General features: G+C 39.3%; 13 protein-coding genes. 5 read left to right on the top strand and 8 right to left on the bottom strand.

Annotated features, from left to right (window positions below):
* Positions 1 to 723, top strand: coding sequence for an ABC transporter ATP-binding protein (locus BMZ58_RS05620; RefSeq protein ID WP_075035564.1), 723 nt, complete (start codon positions 1 to 3; stop codon positions 721 to 723).
* Between the two features lie 224 nt (positions 724 to 947).
* On the opposite strand, the gene BMZ58_RS05625 is transcribed toward BMZ58_RS05620, so the two are convergent.
* The 5 genes from BMZ58_RS05625 to BMZ58_RS05645 form a co-directional block, all read right to left on the bottom strand.
* The gene (locus tag BMZ58_RS05625) at positions 948 to 1,550 is read right to left on the bottom strand and encodes a YesL family protein (protein WP_075035565.1); all 603 of its coding nucleotides are present in this window, start codon (positions 1,548 to 1,550) and stop codon (positions 948 to 950) included.
* Positions 1,551 to 1,726: 176 nt separating this feature from the next.
* Complete coding sequence (locus tag BMZ58_RS05630) at positions 1,727 to 2,560, bottom strand: sugar phosphate isomerase/epimerase family protein (RefSeq protein WP_075035566.1); 834 nt, start codon at positions 2,558 to 2,560, stop codon at positions 1,727 to 1,729.
* A 21-nt stretch (positions 2,561 to 2,581) separates the two neighbouring features.
* A complete protein-coding gene (locus BMZ58_RS05635) occupies positions 2,582 to 3,424 on the bottom strand; it encodes a PfkB family carbohydrate kinase (RefSeq protein WP_075035567.1) in 843 nt (280 codons plus the stop codon).
* Between the two features lie 137 nt (positions 3,425 to 3,561).
* Positions 3,562 to 4,557 carry an SIS domain-containing protein gene (locus tag BMZ58_RS05640; protein ID WP_075035568.1) on the bottom strand — a complete coding sequence of 332 codons (996 nt, stop codon included), beginning with the start codon at positions 4,555 to 4,557 and terminating at the stop codon, positions 3,562 to 3,564.
* Positions 4,558 to 4,649: 92 nt separating this feature from the next.
* Entirely contained in the window at positions 4,650 to 5,663 is a 1,014-nt protein-coding gene (locus tag BMZ58_RS05645) for an SIS domain-containing protein (RefSeq protein ID WP_075035569.1), read from the bottom strand.
* A gap of 544 nt (positions 5,664 to 6,207) precedes the next feature.
* On the opposite strand from BMZ58_RS05645, the gene BMZ58_RS05650 reads away from it, so the two are divergent.
* The 4 genes from BMZ58_RS05650 to BMZ58_RS05665 all read left to right on the top strand — a co-directional run bounded on the left by BMZ58_RS05650 (position 6,208) and on the right by BMZ58_RS05665 (position 10,300).
* A complete protein-coding gene (locus tag BMZ58_RS05650) occupies positions 6,208 to 7,497 on the top strand; it encodes an ABC transporter substrate-binding protein (protein WP_083412541.1) in 1,290 nt (429 codons plus the stop codon).
* A gap of 89 nt (positions 7,498 to 7,586) precedes the next feature.
* Complete coding sequence (locus BMZ58_RS05655) at positions 7,587 to 8,468, top strand: carbohydrate ABC transporter permease (protein ID WP_075035570.1); 882 nt, start codon at positions 7,587 to 7,589, stop codon at positions 8,466 to 8,468.
* A gap of 6 nt (positions 8,469 to 8,474) precedes the next feature.
* The gene (locus BMZ58_RS05660; protein ID WP_083412543.1) at positions 8,475 to 9,413 is read left to right on the top strand and encodes a carbohydrate ABC transporter permease; all 939 of its coding nucleotides are present in this window, start codon (positions 8,475 to 8,477) and stop codon (positions 9,411 to 9,413) included.
* 143 nt (positions 9,414 to 9,556) lie between these two features.
* On the top strand, positions 9,557 to 10,300 hold the full coding sequence (locus tag BMZ58_RS05665; RefSeq protein ID WP_075035571.1) for a UTRA domain-containing protein: 744 nt from the start codon (positions 9,557 to 9,559) through the stop codon (positions 10,298 to 10,300).
* A gap of 433 nt (positions 10,301 to 10,733) precedes the next feature.
* Here the strand turns inward: BMZ58_RS05665 and BMZ58_RS05670 are convergent, their stop codons facing one another.
* From BMZ58_RS05670 to gabR, 3 genes are all read right to left on the bottom strand, one after another.
* Complete coding sequence (locus BMZ58_RS05670) at positions 10,734 to 12,086, bottom strand: APC family permease (RefSeq protein WP_075035572.1); 1,353 nt, start codon at positions 12,084 to 12,086, stop codon at positions 10,734 to 10,736.
* Positions 12,087 to 12,175: 89 nt separating this feature from the next.
* Positions 12,176 to 13,003, bottom strand: coding sequence for a carbon-nitrogen hydrolase family protein (locus BMZ58_RS05675; RefSeq protein ID WP_075035573.1), 828 nt, complete (start codon positions 13,001 to 13,003; stop codon positions 12,176 to 12,178).
* Between the two features lie 387 nt (positions 13,004 to 13,390).
* On the bottom strand, positions 13,391 to 14,806 hold the full coding sequence (gene gabR, locus BMZ58_RS05680; protein ID WP_075035574.1) for a MocR-like transcriptional regulator GabR: 1,416 nt from the start codon (positions 14,804 to 14,806) through the stop codon (positions 13,391 to 13,393).
* Positions 14,807 to 14,837: the final 31 nt, after the last annotated feature.

The following is a 14,837-nucleotide window of genomic DNA, read 5'->3' on the forward strand; positions in this document are numbered from 1 at the left end:
ATGTCCGAAGAAATCCTGACGCTACAGCACTTATCGAAGTTCTTTCCAGATGGCGATCGCACCATCACAGTCTTAGACGATATCTCACTCTCCATGAAAGAAGGGGAATTCGTGGCCATCGTCGGTCCATCCGGTTCTGGAAAAAGTACCTTATTATCGATCATCGGTGCTTTACTGACCCCAACGAAGGGAAAAGTTATCTTAGACGGGAAAGATATTTCGGCTTTCAAGCCAGCCCAATTGACTGCTACACGAGCCAGTAACATTGGATTCATCTTTCAGTCACCGAATTTAATCCCTTACTTGACGATTAAGGATCAACTTCTATTAATAGGAAAAATCAATAACATCAACAAAAAGGCGAACCGAAATAAAATGAATGAATTGGTCCGGGAGTTAGGATTGGAACATCGAGTGAACAACTATCCAAGCAGTCTTTCAGGTGGGGAAAAGCAAAGAGTTGCGATAGGAAGGGCTTTTATGAATGATCCGAAAATCATCCTAGCTGACGAACCTACCGCAAGTTTAGACACCGAGCGAGGCAGAACAGTCGTTGAAAAGATAGCTTATGAAGTGAAAACGAGAAGGAAAGCTGCCATTATGGTCACCCATGATGAAAGAATGTTGGGGGTATGTGACCGCGTTTTGCATATGGAAGACGGGAAACTGATCGAAGATAACCAAGCAGAAAAAAAGAACCACCCTACGCCTGCCCAGACATAAGGTGGAATCAACCACTTTAATGAAAGTGATAAAGAGAAGTGTTGGCGCACTTCTCTTTTTTCTATCATAAAATAAATTCAATTTTCCATCCAGATACCGGGGTTCTACCTTCACTTCTTAATTGAAAAGCGCTGTCCTCTTCCCCGTTTAAAACTCGCATAACATCTGTATATAGGCAATCCTCTTAATGTTACGCCACCCTTTAGTTTTCTATTCTACCAGGGTCAGACTTCAAGATTTATCTCTTGGTCAAGTAAACCATAGGCCACCCACATAATATATGCTAATGGAGCGCTGATTCCCACAAAGATGACTGTCCCAGGGAAGTAAGAGGAGACTAGATAAATTACAACTATGCAGGCGGCTATAGATATTGTACGAATCGGTTTGACGAATCCAATAATGAATGCAAATTGAAAATATTTAAACAAAGGAAGGTCATAATGCACATATACCGGGAAAAGATAAACAGCAATAATAAAGTACAAAATGAACAAGAAAACAAATCCATACTTCATAAACTCCTGTAGTAAGCCATCCATTTGGAGGATGAATTGCACGTCAGCATATAATAAAAATCCCATTATAACTAAGATATACCCTAGTATATTCGCTTGCCAGAAGTCCTTTTTAACATAGGTAACAAATTGCCGAAAGAATTTTTCATCATTTCCTCTTGACCATTGCCGAACAACAGCGAACAAAGCTACTGTTGCAGGAAACAGACCAAAAACCCCCATTCCAACAATAGTAATAAATATCCAATAAAAGTTCAGTAACGTTATTTTCATGATGAAATCTGACATACGATAAATCCTCTGGGCCATCCATCACCCTCCTAGCTGTACGATATTTCAAAAATTCCAAATCTTCTCTCCAATAGCATACCACAATATTTCACCCACATTGGTCACTCACCTGCCTCCACCTACCAAAGTCACCATGTTAAATCAACAACAAAGGAGAGTCATGCTCTAATGTCGACTCTCCCAAACCAGCCTTATTAAGTAGATTTTTCCAGCACATTCTTTATCCTATTCAAACTCTTTACCACACCCGCTTCTGGGTCTGATGTGTACTTGGAACCGATAAGCTCTAATGTCAGGTAACCCTCATAGCCATTTTCTTCCACAACCTTTAAATAGTCAGCTAGTGGAAGGTTTCCGTCGCCCCAGGCCAAATGTGCATGGTGTTGGTTCGTGTCAACGAGATGAATATGGATTAAATCCTTACCAAACTCCGCGAAGTATCTTTTCAGACTTTCACCACTTAGAGCCATCGGGACAGTATCCACCATTGCTTTCAGGTTAGGAGAATTCACTTCAGTAAGCATCCGCTTCAGTGTAGGCAGGTCAGTAACAAGGTTAGATTCATAGGTTGATAGCGGTTCCAGCGCGAGGGTAACCCCTTTTTCCTCCGCACTCTTCGTCAATTTTTCAAATGAATCGCGGGCTCTCACCCAACCCTCTTCCATATCCTCATCGAAATAACCCAGCCCAGCAGTTACTAGCATTTTGTCTACTTCAAGCGAATGACAAATATCTAAACACCGAGTAAAGTAATCCAAGCTTCTTGTTCGCATCATTTCATCTTCAGCACCTAAGCTAATCGGATACATACATTGCTCCGGTGTGAAGAAGTTGATCGTTAAATCACGGTCCCGGATTTTTTTCCGTGTTTCTTGAATTTTCTGGTGAGTAAGGTCTTCCAGATAGAAATGCGGCGCACCGCCCCAAAGTTCAATAGAGGGGATCTCAAGCTTAGCCATCGAATCCAGGAACATCTCAAAAGAATATCTGTAATAAGTAATATTCATTCCAGCAATTTTATTGATCATATGCCCTCCTTAGTCAGCTAATCATAGATTATTTTTCACAAAACCATTTTTCTCTACACCATAGCCAAAGGCGCCATAATCACCGCAAGTTTGAACTGCCGCAACTGCTCCTTCGTGCATTGCTTTTTGAATATCTTGATGCTCATAATACTTCGTGAGCAGCATGGAAATATACGAATCCCCTGCACCTAAGGTATCGACTACCTCACCTTCCACGATCGGTTGTTCATATAACTCATCATCGACCAAGAATAATGACCCCTTCGAGCCACGAGTCAGCCCAACCTTTTTCACACCTAGTTTCTGGACGTGTTTCATTAAATCGATACATTCTTCCTTAGAAAGATCCCCTCCAGAGAAAAATCCGAACTCCAAATACGGACAGACTGCCTTTAAGTACTCCTCATCACGACGAGTGGAAAAGTCAAAGGAAATCGAGATAATTTCTGCTAGGTCTTCTAAATCTTTTTCGATGTGACTAAATACACTCGTATGAAGCAGGTCATGCTCCTTAATGAACTCTACAATATTTTTGTTGAAATTCAGTTTCAATTGGGATTGGATACTAAATTCTTTATTAGAGCCAACAAAAATCCGATCCCCTTGCTCATCTAACGTGACTCTCGCTTCTCCATTCACACCAATAGCCTGAAGGACATGAGTAACATCTATATTTTCTGCTCTTAACGTATCCAGTACATGATTACCTGCTTGATCATTCCCAACCAGCCCAACATACGAGCTTTTTTCTACTCCATAACGTTTACAAAAAACCGCCACATTGAGAGCATTACCACCTGGGAACATTTCTCCACGATCTTCATAAAAATCTACTACATTATCACCAATTCCTATTATTTTCATCCTGACACCTCTTCCCTATCGGCTTGAAATTCTACGTTCATTAAATTATATATTAACAGAAAACAGAAACTATAGAGTTATACCCATCGATTGGTCTTCAACCGATGGGTATAACTGGTCCATTTTCAAGGTAGAGCTTAATATTCTACTTTCCACATATATCTTCTAGTACTTAGTGGATGATTACGCTCCTCCGCTAACGCTTCTGCATAACGACGAAGCAGACGATCAAAGATTGCCGGAACAACATAGCCCTTAACAGAGTCACTGATCCCTTCTAAATCTAACTCTTTCGCATCAACTACCTCCAGCTTTTCACCATATTTCTTGGAGAACGTCAGCGCTCTTTCTTCTAGCGGACGAGTTTCATCTAGTCCTAGTAAAATCAGGAAAGGTGTTTCTTTATCAAGAATTTCAAAAGGTCCATGGAAGTATTCTCCTGCGTGGATTGCATTAGAGTGAATCCATTGCATTTCCATTAGGAAACAGCTAGTAAATGAGTATGCCGGCCCGTAGTTTCCACCGCTTGCTAATGTATAGATATTGGATTCATCCTTGTATTTCTTCGCAAACTCTTTTACTTTTGGTGCAAATTGCTTTTCTGCCTTTTGGAAGACATCCTCCAGGTTATGCAAGCTCTCCACTGTGTCAGCGAACTTTTTGTTACCTTCTTTTACATATAGAACACCCATCGTAAGCTGAATCATAATTGCTTGGTTAGTATTAACTGCAATTAAATCCGGGAACCACCCATATTCCACAACAAACTCCGCATTCTGTGCAAGTGGAGATTCTGGTTCATGAGTCAGCGCAATAGTAAGGGCGCCTTTGTTTCTAGCAAACTCCGCAGCTTCTACTGTTTCTGGAGTTGTTCCTGACATTGAGCATAAAATGACAAGTGATTTGTCGCCTAGTGTGTTCGGGTTACGGTGAATAAACTCGTTGGAGCTATAAAGATCCGAGCTAATTGCTACTGCCTCTCTGTCCATTAAGTATTTACTTGGGTACATCAGTGCAGATGAACCACCACATGCAACGAAGAATACCTTGTTAATGTCCCGTTTTTCTACCTCTTGTAATGCTAATTCAATGTGTGGATTGATCCCTTTCACTTCCGTGTTTTTTACAGCCATTCAAAAATCCCTCCAGTTATATTTTTCAAAAACTTACTATTTATAGTGCTCAATCTTGTGACTTGATTTTTATTTAAATCTACTAAACGGTATTAATACTCTACTTTTCTGTAGTAGCGTCTTTTTTCTAATGAATGTCCACGTTTGTCCTCGAGATGAACACTGACTCGTTGCAAGAATGTGTTCATGATCAATGGCGATAGGTACTTTCTGAATTCTTGACTGATTCCACTTAATTCAAAGTCTGCTGTGTCAAATATGGTTAGTTTATTCGTATATGTTTCACCAAAGTTCTCCACTCTTTCTAATAGAGGTCTTGTTTCGTCCTCCCCTTTAACAACGACAATACTGGTTTCTTCGTCAACGATTTCTAAAGTGCCATGGAAAAACTCTGCTGCATGGATAGACTTAGTCCGGATCCATTGCATTTCTTCTAATACACACATCGCATAAGAGTATGTTTTACCCCAAAGGTTACCAGCACCAGTAAATATATGATATTTTTCATCTTTATACTTTTCAGCAAACGCTTCCGCTTGTGCTTCCCCTTGTTCTTTTACACTGATTAACTGATCAGGGATGGTGACTAATTCATCTGCAAATTTTTCATAATGAGGGAAACTATCACGTTTATACATTAAGCGGAAAATAAGTAAATATAATTGGATGGCACTCGAATCTCCACCAAAGTCGTTCTCCGCATAGTTGGCGATTGGATAATCAACGGCATCTGCCAGGGGTGTACCTAATTCCCCTACCAATCCAATTGTAGTAGCACCTTTTTCCTTACAATATTCTGCCGCTGCTACAGTTTCTGGTGTTGTGCCGGATAAAGAATAAAGAATAACTAATGAATTCTCACTAAAGTGTTTATGACCCATCACAGAGAACTCTGCTGCGATCTCTGCGTAAACCGGAATCGTAGAATTAGACTTCAGCATGTATTCAAATGGATACATGGCTGCGATCGTACCGCCAATTCCAATCAGAAATACATTTTCATAACCTTTATCGGATACCTCATCAATAACAGCTTCGATTCGGCCTCTTAAATTCACAGCCCCACCAGTTACCTGTAAATATTTCTCCTTATCAAAATTCAGCATTATTTTCCTCCTTTTATTTGACCATTACCTTCCGCTTAAAATAAACGCAATCACCGACCCCTTTGGATACCACCGCCTAACCAAAACTTGTTATATAATGTTATAAACACATCATAGTCCACCCATTACAAATTAGTCAAGGTAATATTCTGAAAAATTTAATTATTGTTAAAAATAAACGGGGCGATTTTAAGATACCTCTTATAAAAACGCATTTAAAACAGCATATTAAGCGATTACATAAATATTTTTTCTACGATCACCAGAATGCCTCCACACTAATGTTAACGCTTTCATTTTTAAGTAATAAATTTGCAGATAATTCAAAAAACGTTTGACAATGGATATAACATTATATAATCTTATACTAACTTCAACAAATTTTTTGAGCTAAGGGAGGTGGATCCCAAGGAGTCTGTACACTCATTATTTTTTTATTGGTGATGCAAGAATGCTATGGACAAGCTTCACTCAACAAAGTAAGTTAATTGAAAGTACATTTGTCCAAAAGTCCTACTTTTTAATTATTTGGGGAGGTAATTAGGTGAAACGTTTAATTTTTATGCTCATGTTACTTTTTCTGACTTTGATTATTGCAGGCTGCTCTGGTTTCGCTCCTAACAAAGAAGCAAGTTCAGATTCTACTTCTGCTTCTTCAGATACAGACGCCGAAACTACTATTACATTCCTGCACCGCTGGCCAAACGAACCATACAAAACTTATTACAATGAAGTGATTGCTGAATTTGAGGAACAAAATCCAGATATTAATGTAGAACAGACTACTGCTCTGAACGACCAGTACAAACAAAAAGTTAACGTTATTATGGGTGGTGACACACCACCAGATGTTTTCTTTACATGGGTAGGAAAGTCATTCGGGGACAAGTTCATTAATGACGATATTGCTTTAGATATCTCAAGCTATTATGAAGAGGATAAAGAATGGTCTGAAAATATCATGGCCCAAGAGCCATTTATGAAGGATGGAAAGCATTACGGGGTTCCACTTTATACAGATTCAAAAGTCTTCTATTATAATAAGAATATTTTCGATCAATATGGGTTGGAAGCTCCAGAGACTTGGGATGAGTTTATTAGCACACTTCAAACATTAAAGGATAATGGCGAAACACCATTAATGTTAGGAAACAAGGCACCGTGGGCAGGAAGTCACTACCTGACTGCTGTTAACCAGCGCATGGTCAGTCAAGAAGTTGTGGAACAGGATTATACAACTCCTGAATTTACCGACCCGAAATATGTGGAGGCTTTGGAGAAGATCGAAGAACTATCTCCATATTTCAATGACAGCCCTAACTCTGTTGGACATGAAGAAGCAAGAAACTTCTTCCTAAACGAAGCGGCAGGCATTATGTTCATGGAAACATTCGAAGCACCATATTTGGAAGAAGCATCTTTCGAATGGGGAACATTCAACTTCCCTAGCATCACGGAAGGAGAAGGTTCAGACTCTGGGATCATCGGTGCTCCAGAAGGGTTCATGGTATCTAAAAAATCGGAAAACCCAGATGCAGCAATGAAGTTCCTTAAATTCCTTACATCGCAGCCTATGGGTGAGAAGCTAATGAAAGAAGTTGGCATGCCGAGTTCTGTCATCGGAGCTGTAAATGAAGATACAGCTTCCGAGAAAGAAATTGAGCTGACAAATATGATTGCGGAGAAAGAATATATCTTAAACTGGATTGATCAAGGAATTGAAACAACAGTTTCTAAACCTTACATGGATGGTGTCCAGATGCTGATCAGCGGCTCGAAAACTCCTGAAGAAATCATGGAACAAGTACTAGCTGAGGCAGAGAAAGTAGAGTAGAAGATTTCAGAAAAAAGTAGTGTGGGCAGCTATAACATGATAGCTGCTCCCCACTACTGATTTCAATATTAAAGTAGAAGGTGTTAACTATGACTGTGCTGAAAAGAAGATTAGGGCAATACTTATATCTCGCACCAACTTTTTTAATGCTCCTATTATTTGTCTACTATCCTATCGGTGTTAACTTTGGATATAGCTTCTTTGAATTTAATTCATTTAACCCCGAAAAGTTATTTGTTAGCTTTGAAAATTATATCGAACTATTTCGGGACCCTATTTTCTACACTTCTTTAAAGAATAACCTTATGTATGTGGCAATCTCTTTCATCTTCCAGGTCTTAGGTGGTCTTGTATTAGCCGCTATTCTAGAGGATACCATTTTTAGAAAAGTAGCACCTTTTTTGCGTACCATTTACTTTATACCTGTGTTAATTTCGATGGCGGTTATCGGGATATTGTTCACTTACATTTATAATCCTGAAATCGGACTTTTAAATGCTTTTCTAGAGCTGATCGGCTTAGGTAATCTCGCTACTGGTTGGTTAGGAAGTACAAACACAGCCATCTTTGCTGTTATTTTTGTATCACAATGGCAATCAGTTGGTTACGCAGCAATGCTGTATATCTTAACCATTCAAAAGATACCACAGGAATTATATGAAGCAGCTACAATTGATGGGGCTGGAAAAATAAAGCAGTTCCTATATGTTACGGTTCCTCAATCTAAAGAAATGATGTTTGTATTATCGATCTACACGATTACAGGTTCTTTCCTTGTATTCAACGAAGTATATGTACTTACTGGTGGCGGACCATCTAATGCCTCTCAAGTACTTAGTACGTACCTGTTCGATAAAGCATTTGTAGATATGGAATCTGGTTATGCCTCTGCAATTGCAAATGTGATGTTAATACTTACATTAATTTTCTATTTCATCCAAGGGAAAATATTTAAAACAGGAGAGGAGTAAACGATCATGGAAAGTCTTGAAAGAAGTACAAACCTACCTAACCGGCCGGACCAATCAAACAATTCAAAACAACCAAACCTGAGACTACCTCCTAAGAATGACATTTCTAAAAAGAAAAAGTTCAATGCCGGCAAGATAGGTGTCGCGTTTGTATCCCTTATCCTGTTCATTTACTTTATCGCCATTGCTTACCCATTGTTTTGGATGGTAATCAATTCATTTAAAACGACGCAAGAGATATTTACTAGTAGCTGGACATTACCAGAAACTTGGCTGGTTTCCAACTATATAGAAGCCTGGAATCTAGGGGTTTCCACTTACTTTTTCAACAGTGTCATCATTACAGGTTTCACGTGTGCGATAACCGTGTTCTTTGCCGCCTTATGTGCATACGGATTGTCCAGATTCAACTTACCCGGGGAAAAAACGTTATTACTGCTTGTTTCTGCAGGTTTGATGTTCGCACCACAGGTCGGACTGATCCCGCTATACGAATTATCACAATTACTGGGGATTTATGACACCTACTGGGCATTGATTTTACCATATGCAGCCTACCGTCTACCGTTAGCAGTATTGATTATTCGTGCATATTTTCTATCGATTCCGAAAGAGCTGGAAGAAGCTGCTCGAATCGACGGTTGCTCGAATTTCGGTGTATTCATGAGAATATTCCTACCAATGAGCATCCCTATCTTGTTTACAGCAGTCATCCTAACGGCATACTTTGCTTGGAATGAAATTCTATTTTCTGTTATTTTCATTGAAAGCGAGGAATTAAAGCCGATCACAGCAGGCCTATTGATATTTAAAGATGCGCTAAGAACCGATTGGGGTATCCTGATGGCTGGACTTGTAATGTCTGCTGTCCCACTAATCATATTATTTATTTTCGCACAGAAATATTTCATCCGAGGACTTGCGGCTGGAAGTGTAAAAGGATAACTTCCTCTCCCCTATTCCCATGTTCCTTTTTCATGGGTTAGGGGATTACTTTTCGCCCCGGCCAGTCAATTTCTTTAATTGCAACCAATCACATTTAACACTATCATAATATTATGAATCTCATTTAGAAGGGAACAGGCGAAATGAAGTTAAATAATGCAAGCTCTAAACCGCTGTACATGCAAGTCAAAGAATTAATCACTGCTGATATTGAAAACGGTATCTATAAGCCCGGTGAGCAGCTATCTTCCGAGTCCGAATTATGCCGAGTGTATGATACAAGTCGAATCACGATCAGACGTGCGATACTCGATTTAGTTGATGAAGGCGTTCTAACAAGGCAACAAGGCAAAGGGACATTTGTAAATGAAGGGAAAATACAACGAGAATTAATTGCAATGAGCGGGTTTTCACAGTTTGTCGAGGAAATGGGGGAAGTACCGAAAACATCCATTTTATCCATTGAAAAAGTGGTTGCCTCAGAATTCAAACCAAAGTTAGCGGAAGTTTTGAAAGAAAACCAACACACTCCACTATTGGAATTAAGAAGATTACACTTTTTAGGCGACACCCCGATGATTTACGAAGCAAGCTATTATTCCTTATCTCGTTTCCCTAACCTTGAAAACTTAATTAAGGAAAATCCTTCTACTTATCAAACCCTGAAGAAGCATTATGACGTCCAACCAATGTTTAATGAAAAGAAATTAAACGGTAAAACAGCAACAACAGATGTAGCTGATTACTTGAATATCTCAAAAGGCTCACCATTATTTGAAATGGAGGAATTAGTTTCATGCGATTATAATATTCCAATTCACTTTTCAACTTCGTTATTACCAGCCAATAAGGTTACATTTACATTAAACAGCTCCTTTAAGAGGTGAAAATCCAGTCGGATCCGCTACCATTCTATTCACTTTCCTTACTTTTAAAAATCCAACCTCAGAGAAGTAGAAGCACCTAAAACTTTGCAAAGAGTGCAAGAAACTCTTATGCAAAATTATGGGTGCTTATTTGTGTATATACCCCTATTTTTTGGGCTTAGTTTGGGCTTTGATTGTTGCCCCTATTGATCGTCTTTCCTAAGCTCTTACTTATTATCACGTAGTGGTGTATCCAGTTTGAGCACTGTGCTGCAACCCTTAGGAAGTAGAATGTTCAAGGTGAATGAAGCACACAAAATTAAAAATCACCCTTATATTACGACTCCTTGAGGATACTACCATAGTGGGGGAGGCACCAAAACTCAAAAAGAAAAAATGACCCAAAAGGTAGTTTTTGGGTCAGCCTTTTAATCCTGCTATTTTGTTTATTATTCTATGAAGATAACCTCTCCTCTTCAGGACTTTCCAAGCGCATCTCAGGTGGTTGCTGTTTGAACATTTTTGTCAGGAATAATAAATAGATGAACCCGCATGCAGCCCACATGCCCCCGAGAAGTAGAGCATTTCTATCTAAATTGCTCCAGAGCCATATGTTCACACTTACACCGAGTAGAGGGATAACCAAGTACAAAACTGTTTCTTTAGGCGTTCTTTTATTCCCTTTTATAAAATAGTAACTAATGACAGAGAGGTTTACGAAAGCAAAGGCAGCAAATGCTCCGAAATTGATGAATGAAGTGGAGGTTGCTACATCAAGCCCAAGAGCCAAAAGCGAAATGCTCCCTACTATTAACAAGTTAAACACAGGCGTTTTGAATTTAGGGTGAATATAGCCGAAAATTTTCTTAGGGAGAACGGAGTCGCGTCCCATTACATATAAAATACGACCAGCACTTGCTTGAGCAGAAAGGGCTGAGGCAAAGGAGCTGACAATAAGACCAGCGATAAAGACGGATTCAAATAACGATCCCCCGACCATTCGTATAACCTCATATCCACCAGAATTCACATCATTGTATTGATAACTTGGGTGTACGACTTGTGCGAGATAGGAAACAACTATAAAAATACCTCCACAAATTAATACGGATAGTATAGTAGCTTTCGGTATTGTTTTCTGAGGTTCGATTGTTTCTTCTGATAAAGTGGAAATAGCATCAAAACCTAAGAAAGAGTAAACGGCTATGGCTGCACCAGCAAGGACTATAGGCATGGATGTTTCCGGTGTGAATAACGGTTTCACTGAAAATAACGAAGCCCCTGTGCCACCAAGAAGTGTGTTGATGCTTAACCCGATGAATATAGCGATGACCAGGAATTGGAACATCATCAACCAAAAGTTCAATTTTGCAGCAACTTTGATGCCTAAAATATTGATTACAGTCGGTGGTGCAATGAATAATAATACCGCGACCCAGAACGGTAAAGCAGGAATAGCAGCAGATAATGTATAGGCAGTCAGGACACAAATCGCCATCGGTAAAAACATGTAGTCTAATAACAAAGCCCAGCCGACCATGAATCCTAGGTTTGAACTAATGGACTTTCGCACATAAGTATATGCCGATCCTGCAACTGGAAATGCTTTGATCATTTGACAATAGCTATAAGCAGTAAATAACATAGCAATGATGGTGAATAGATATGCAGTTACGATTGCACCTTTCGTCACCTCAGATAGAACACCAAACGTCGTAAACACAACGACGGGTGTCATGTAAGCGATGCCGAATAAAGTCACTGGCATTAAGGTAAGTGTTCGTTTCAACGAATCACTCGTGTTCATATAGACCCCTCCCTTTCATTCCTATCCATTATTAGTTCATAACCCCTCTTTGTCTTTATTTTCATGAATCTATCAACTCTTTTTCCTTTCTAGATTTCCACTTCTACGATCCCATTAGAATCTTCTTTTAATTTCTGTTTTATGTTGTTCGTTCTTCGCTCATTCAAATAGTGATAGTGCTGTCTGCTTTCATCAACCATCGATAAATCAATAGTAGAAGAGAGAATCTCCTCTTTATCTGTACTCGCTTCAACGACAATTCGTCCATATGGATCGGAAATCATACTGCCACCAACATAGTGGTTACCATCGTTATCATCGCCAACCCGGTTGGCCATTGCCACAAATATTTGATTTTCTTGGGCGCGTGCTTGAATCGCCGTACGGTGAACTGGGCCATAAGGATGCATATTGCCATCTGTTACAAGCAATAATTCAGCCCCCAAACTTGCAACAGTCCGTGCTGTTTCTGGAAATTCAATGTCATAACAAATGAGTAATCCGAGGTGAGTATTCTTCCATGAGCAACTGCGAAACTTATTACCAGCTTCCACTCTGACAGACTCCCCGACCCAGAGATGTGTCTTGCGATAGGAAAGAATCAACCCACTAGGTCCTACAAGAATCGTAGTATTATAAACATTTTCGTCTTCTCTTTCATACAAACCAGTCACAATTGTGGTATTCGCTTCTTGTGCCTTTTGTTCCAGATGTTTCACTACTGAACCTTCCAGGGATTGAGCTAACGAGTGGCAGATATCTCTTGATGGGAATCCCATTGTATAGGTTTCAGGAAACACAACCACATCATGTGATGATCCATGCTCATCGATGATCCGATCCATACGGGTGAGATTGTCGTCGAGCTGCCCATCTTCACAAGCTAATTGGGCTAACGCAATTCTTACTTTTTCCATAAAAAATTCTCCTTTTCTCATTTATTACCTTAACCTTTCCCATCACAAATTTCGTTGTCATACCATCCCTTTCTCCTTTTCATCTGTATTACTTTCTCATAACGGAATACAATATGGACTTGATGCGGCATAGGCTTTTCATTCATTTAGTAGTGGAAGTCGATGGGTTGCATATCATTACATATGGACACTAGTAAGTTAGTTTTACGTCTCCTGATGGGAGGATCCATCATAAACATTTAAAGAATGGAAGGAAGAAGTTACTCTTTCGACCATCACTTTTTCTTAATATATTGATAATTATGACAATTGGTTGGTTTAAAGAAAAGTACCAGTTTTTCAAATCGACTGGTACCAGATAAAAGAGTATTACAGCATTTTGACTCATCATTTTATAATTCGGCGCAACCTACCTACTGCTTCAGGTATATCTTCCACTTTGATTGTTGCAAATCCCAAAACCAGACTAATCCCATTTCCCGCTCCTTTATATTTATTGTTTAATGTAAATCGTTCGATTGAATATAGTTCCAACTTTTCCTTTTCCGCTCTTTCATGAATTTCCTCATATCCTCGATTTGTTTTAAGATGAGCGAAAAAATGCAGTCCAGCCGGGACGTCTTTTATGTCGATATCATCCTTAAAAGTTTCCTGCAGCTGTTTCATTAACAACTTTCGTTTCGTTTCATAATGAAGATTCATTCGCTTGATATGTCTCTCGTATTCTCCACTTTCAATAAAGTAATGAAGAGTAAATAAACTGAGTGAATTACTTCCATGAATATAATTGGAATACTGGTGGCGATATGTTCTTAATAATTCAGGCGGCAGGACCATATAACTTATTCTTAAGCTGGGTAATAATGTTTTGGAAAAGGTTCCCGTATAGACCACCCGTTGATTACGGTCCAGACTTTGTAGAGATGGAATATTATCCGTACCATATTTGAACTCACTGTCATAATCATCTTCCACTATGTATCGTTCATTAGATAGAGCGGCCCAATTCAATAGTTCTATACGACGGGAAATCGGCATGATGATTCCAGTAGGAAACTGGTGAGATGGTGTAATAAATAATATGTTTGGATCCCCCACCTCCACTTCGTTTATATCTATTCCTTTTTTGTCGAGATTAATGGGGGAAACATTAAATTTCATACTTTGCAGGAGAGAATAAATTCGGGAATATCCTGGATTCTCCACACCAACTTTAGTGGACTCCTTTTGAAGGGTCATGAGTTGGCGGATTAACGGTTGCGTTCCTCCACCGATGATGATTTGCTCCGGCTCACATCTCACCCCTCGTGTCAATGCGATCATTCGGGAGATTGTTTCCCTTACGAGGTAGGGCCCTTGTGGGTGGGTAATTTCAGAAAGTTCTTCCTGATGATTCTTAATCGCCTCGTTTTGGCATTTTAACCATTTCTTAAATGGAAATTTGGAAATATCCGCAGTCATATGCGACAGAGACAACCAACCTTCCTTGATAGAGTGCTTCTCTCTCAAATCATTTGGTAAATCAGGGGGTGCTTTCTCTTGTTGACCAATAAATTGGTTGATATTTTCGACAAAATACCCTTTTCTTTCGATCGTATAAATATATCCTTCAGCTAAGAGTTGACCATACGCATTGGAAACGGAATTAATACTGACTTGGAATCGGTCTGCCAATACCCTCTTGGAAGGCAACTTTTCATCCACCTCTATTTTCCCTTGTAAGATCGATTCCTTTATCCCTGCGTAAATCTGTTGATAGATATACTTACCCTGGCTTGTTTTGTCTATTTGTAAAAAAATCATAGGTTATTCTCCTTCCATCTGGTCCCTAACA

This window comes from Halobacillus dabanensis (assembly GCF_900114165.1).
Classification (GTDB): Bacteria; Bacillota; Bacilli; order Bacillales; family Halobacillaceae; genus Halobacillus; species Halobacillus dabanensis.

What these genes read in the sequence shown, in the direction of transcription:
- BMZ58_RS05620 (WP_075035564.1), top strand. Translation starts at nt 1, where the DNA reads ATGTCCGAAGAAATCCTGACGCTACAGCACTTATCGAAGTTCTTTCCA.
- BMZ58_RS05625 (WP_075035565.1), bottom strand. Translation starts at nt 1,550, where the DNA reads ATGGCCCAGAGGATTTATCGTATGTCAGATTTCATCATGAAAATAACG.
- BMZ58_RS05630 (WP_075035566.1), bottom strand. Translation starts at nt 2,560, where the DNA reads ATGATCAATAAAATTGCTGGAATGAATATTACTTATTACAGATATTCT.
- BMZ58_RS05635 (WP_075035567.1), bottom strand. Translation starts at nt 3,424, where the DNA reads ATGAAAATAATAGGAATTGGTGATAATGTAGTAGATTTTTATGAAGAT.
- BMZ58_RS05640 (WP_075035568.1), bottom strand. Translation starts at nt 4,557, where the DNA reads ATGGCTGTAAAAAACACGGAAGTGAAAGGGATCAATCCACACATTGAA.
- BMZ58_RS05645 (WP_075035569.1), bottom strand. Translation starts at nt 5,663, where the DNA reads ATGCTGAATTTTGATAAGGAGAAATATTTACAGGTAACTGGTGGGGCT.
- BMZ58_RS05655 (WP_075035570.1), top strand. Translation starts at nt 7,587, where the DNA reads ATGACTGTGCTGAAAAGAAGATTAGGGCAATACTTATATCTCGCACCA.
- BMZ58_RS05660 (WP_083412543.1), top strand. Translation starts at nt 8,475, where the DNA reads ATGGAAAGTCTTGAAAGAAGTACAAACCTACCTAACCGGCCGGACCAA.
- BMZ58_RS05665 (WP_075035571.1), top strand. Translation starts at nt 9,557, where the DNA reads ATGAAGTTAAATAATGCAAGCTCTAAACCGCTGTACATGCAAGTCAAA.
- BMZ58_RS05670 (WP_075035572.1), bottom strand. Translation starts at nt 12,086, where the DNA reads ATGAACACGAGTGATTCGTTGAAACGAACACTTACCTTAATGCCAGTG.
- BMZ58_RS05675 (WP_075035573.1), bottom strand. Translation starts at nt 13,003, where the DNA reads ATGGAAAAAGTAAGAATTGCGTTAGCCCAATTAGCTTGTGAAGATGGG.
- gabR (WP_075035574.1), bottom strand. Translation starts at nt 14,806, where the DNA reads ATGATTTTTTTACAAATAGACAAAACAAGCCAGGGTAAGTATATCTAT.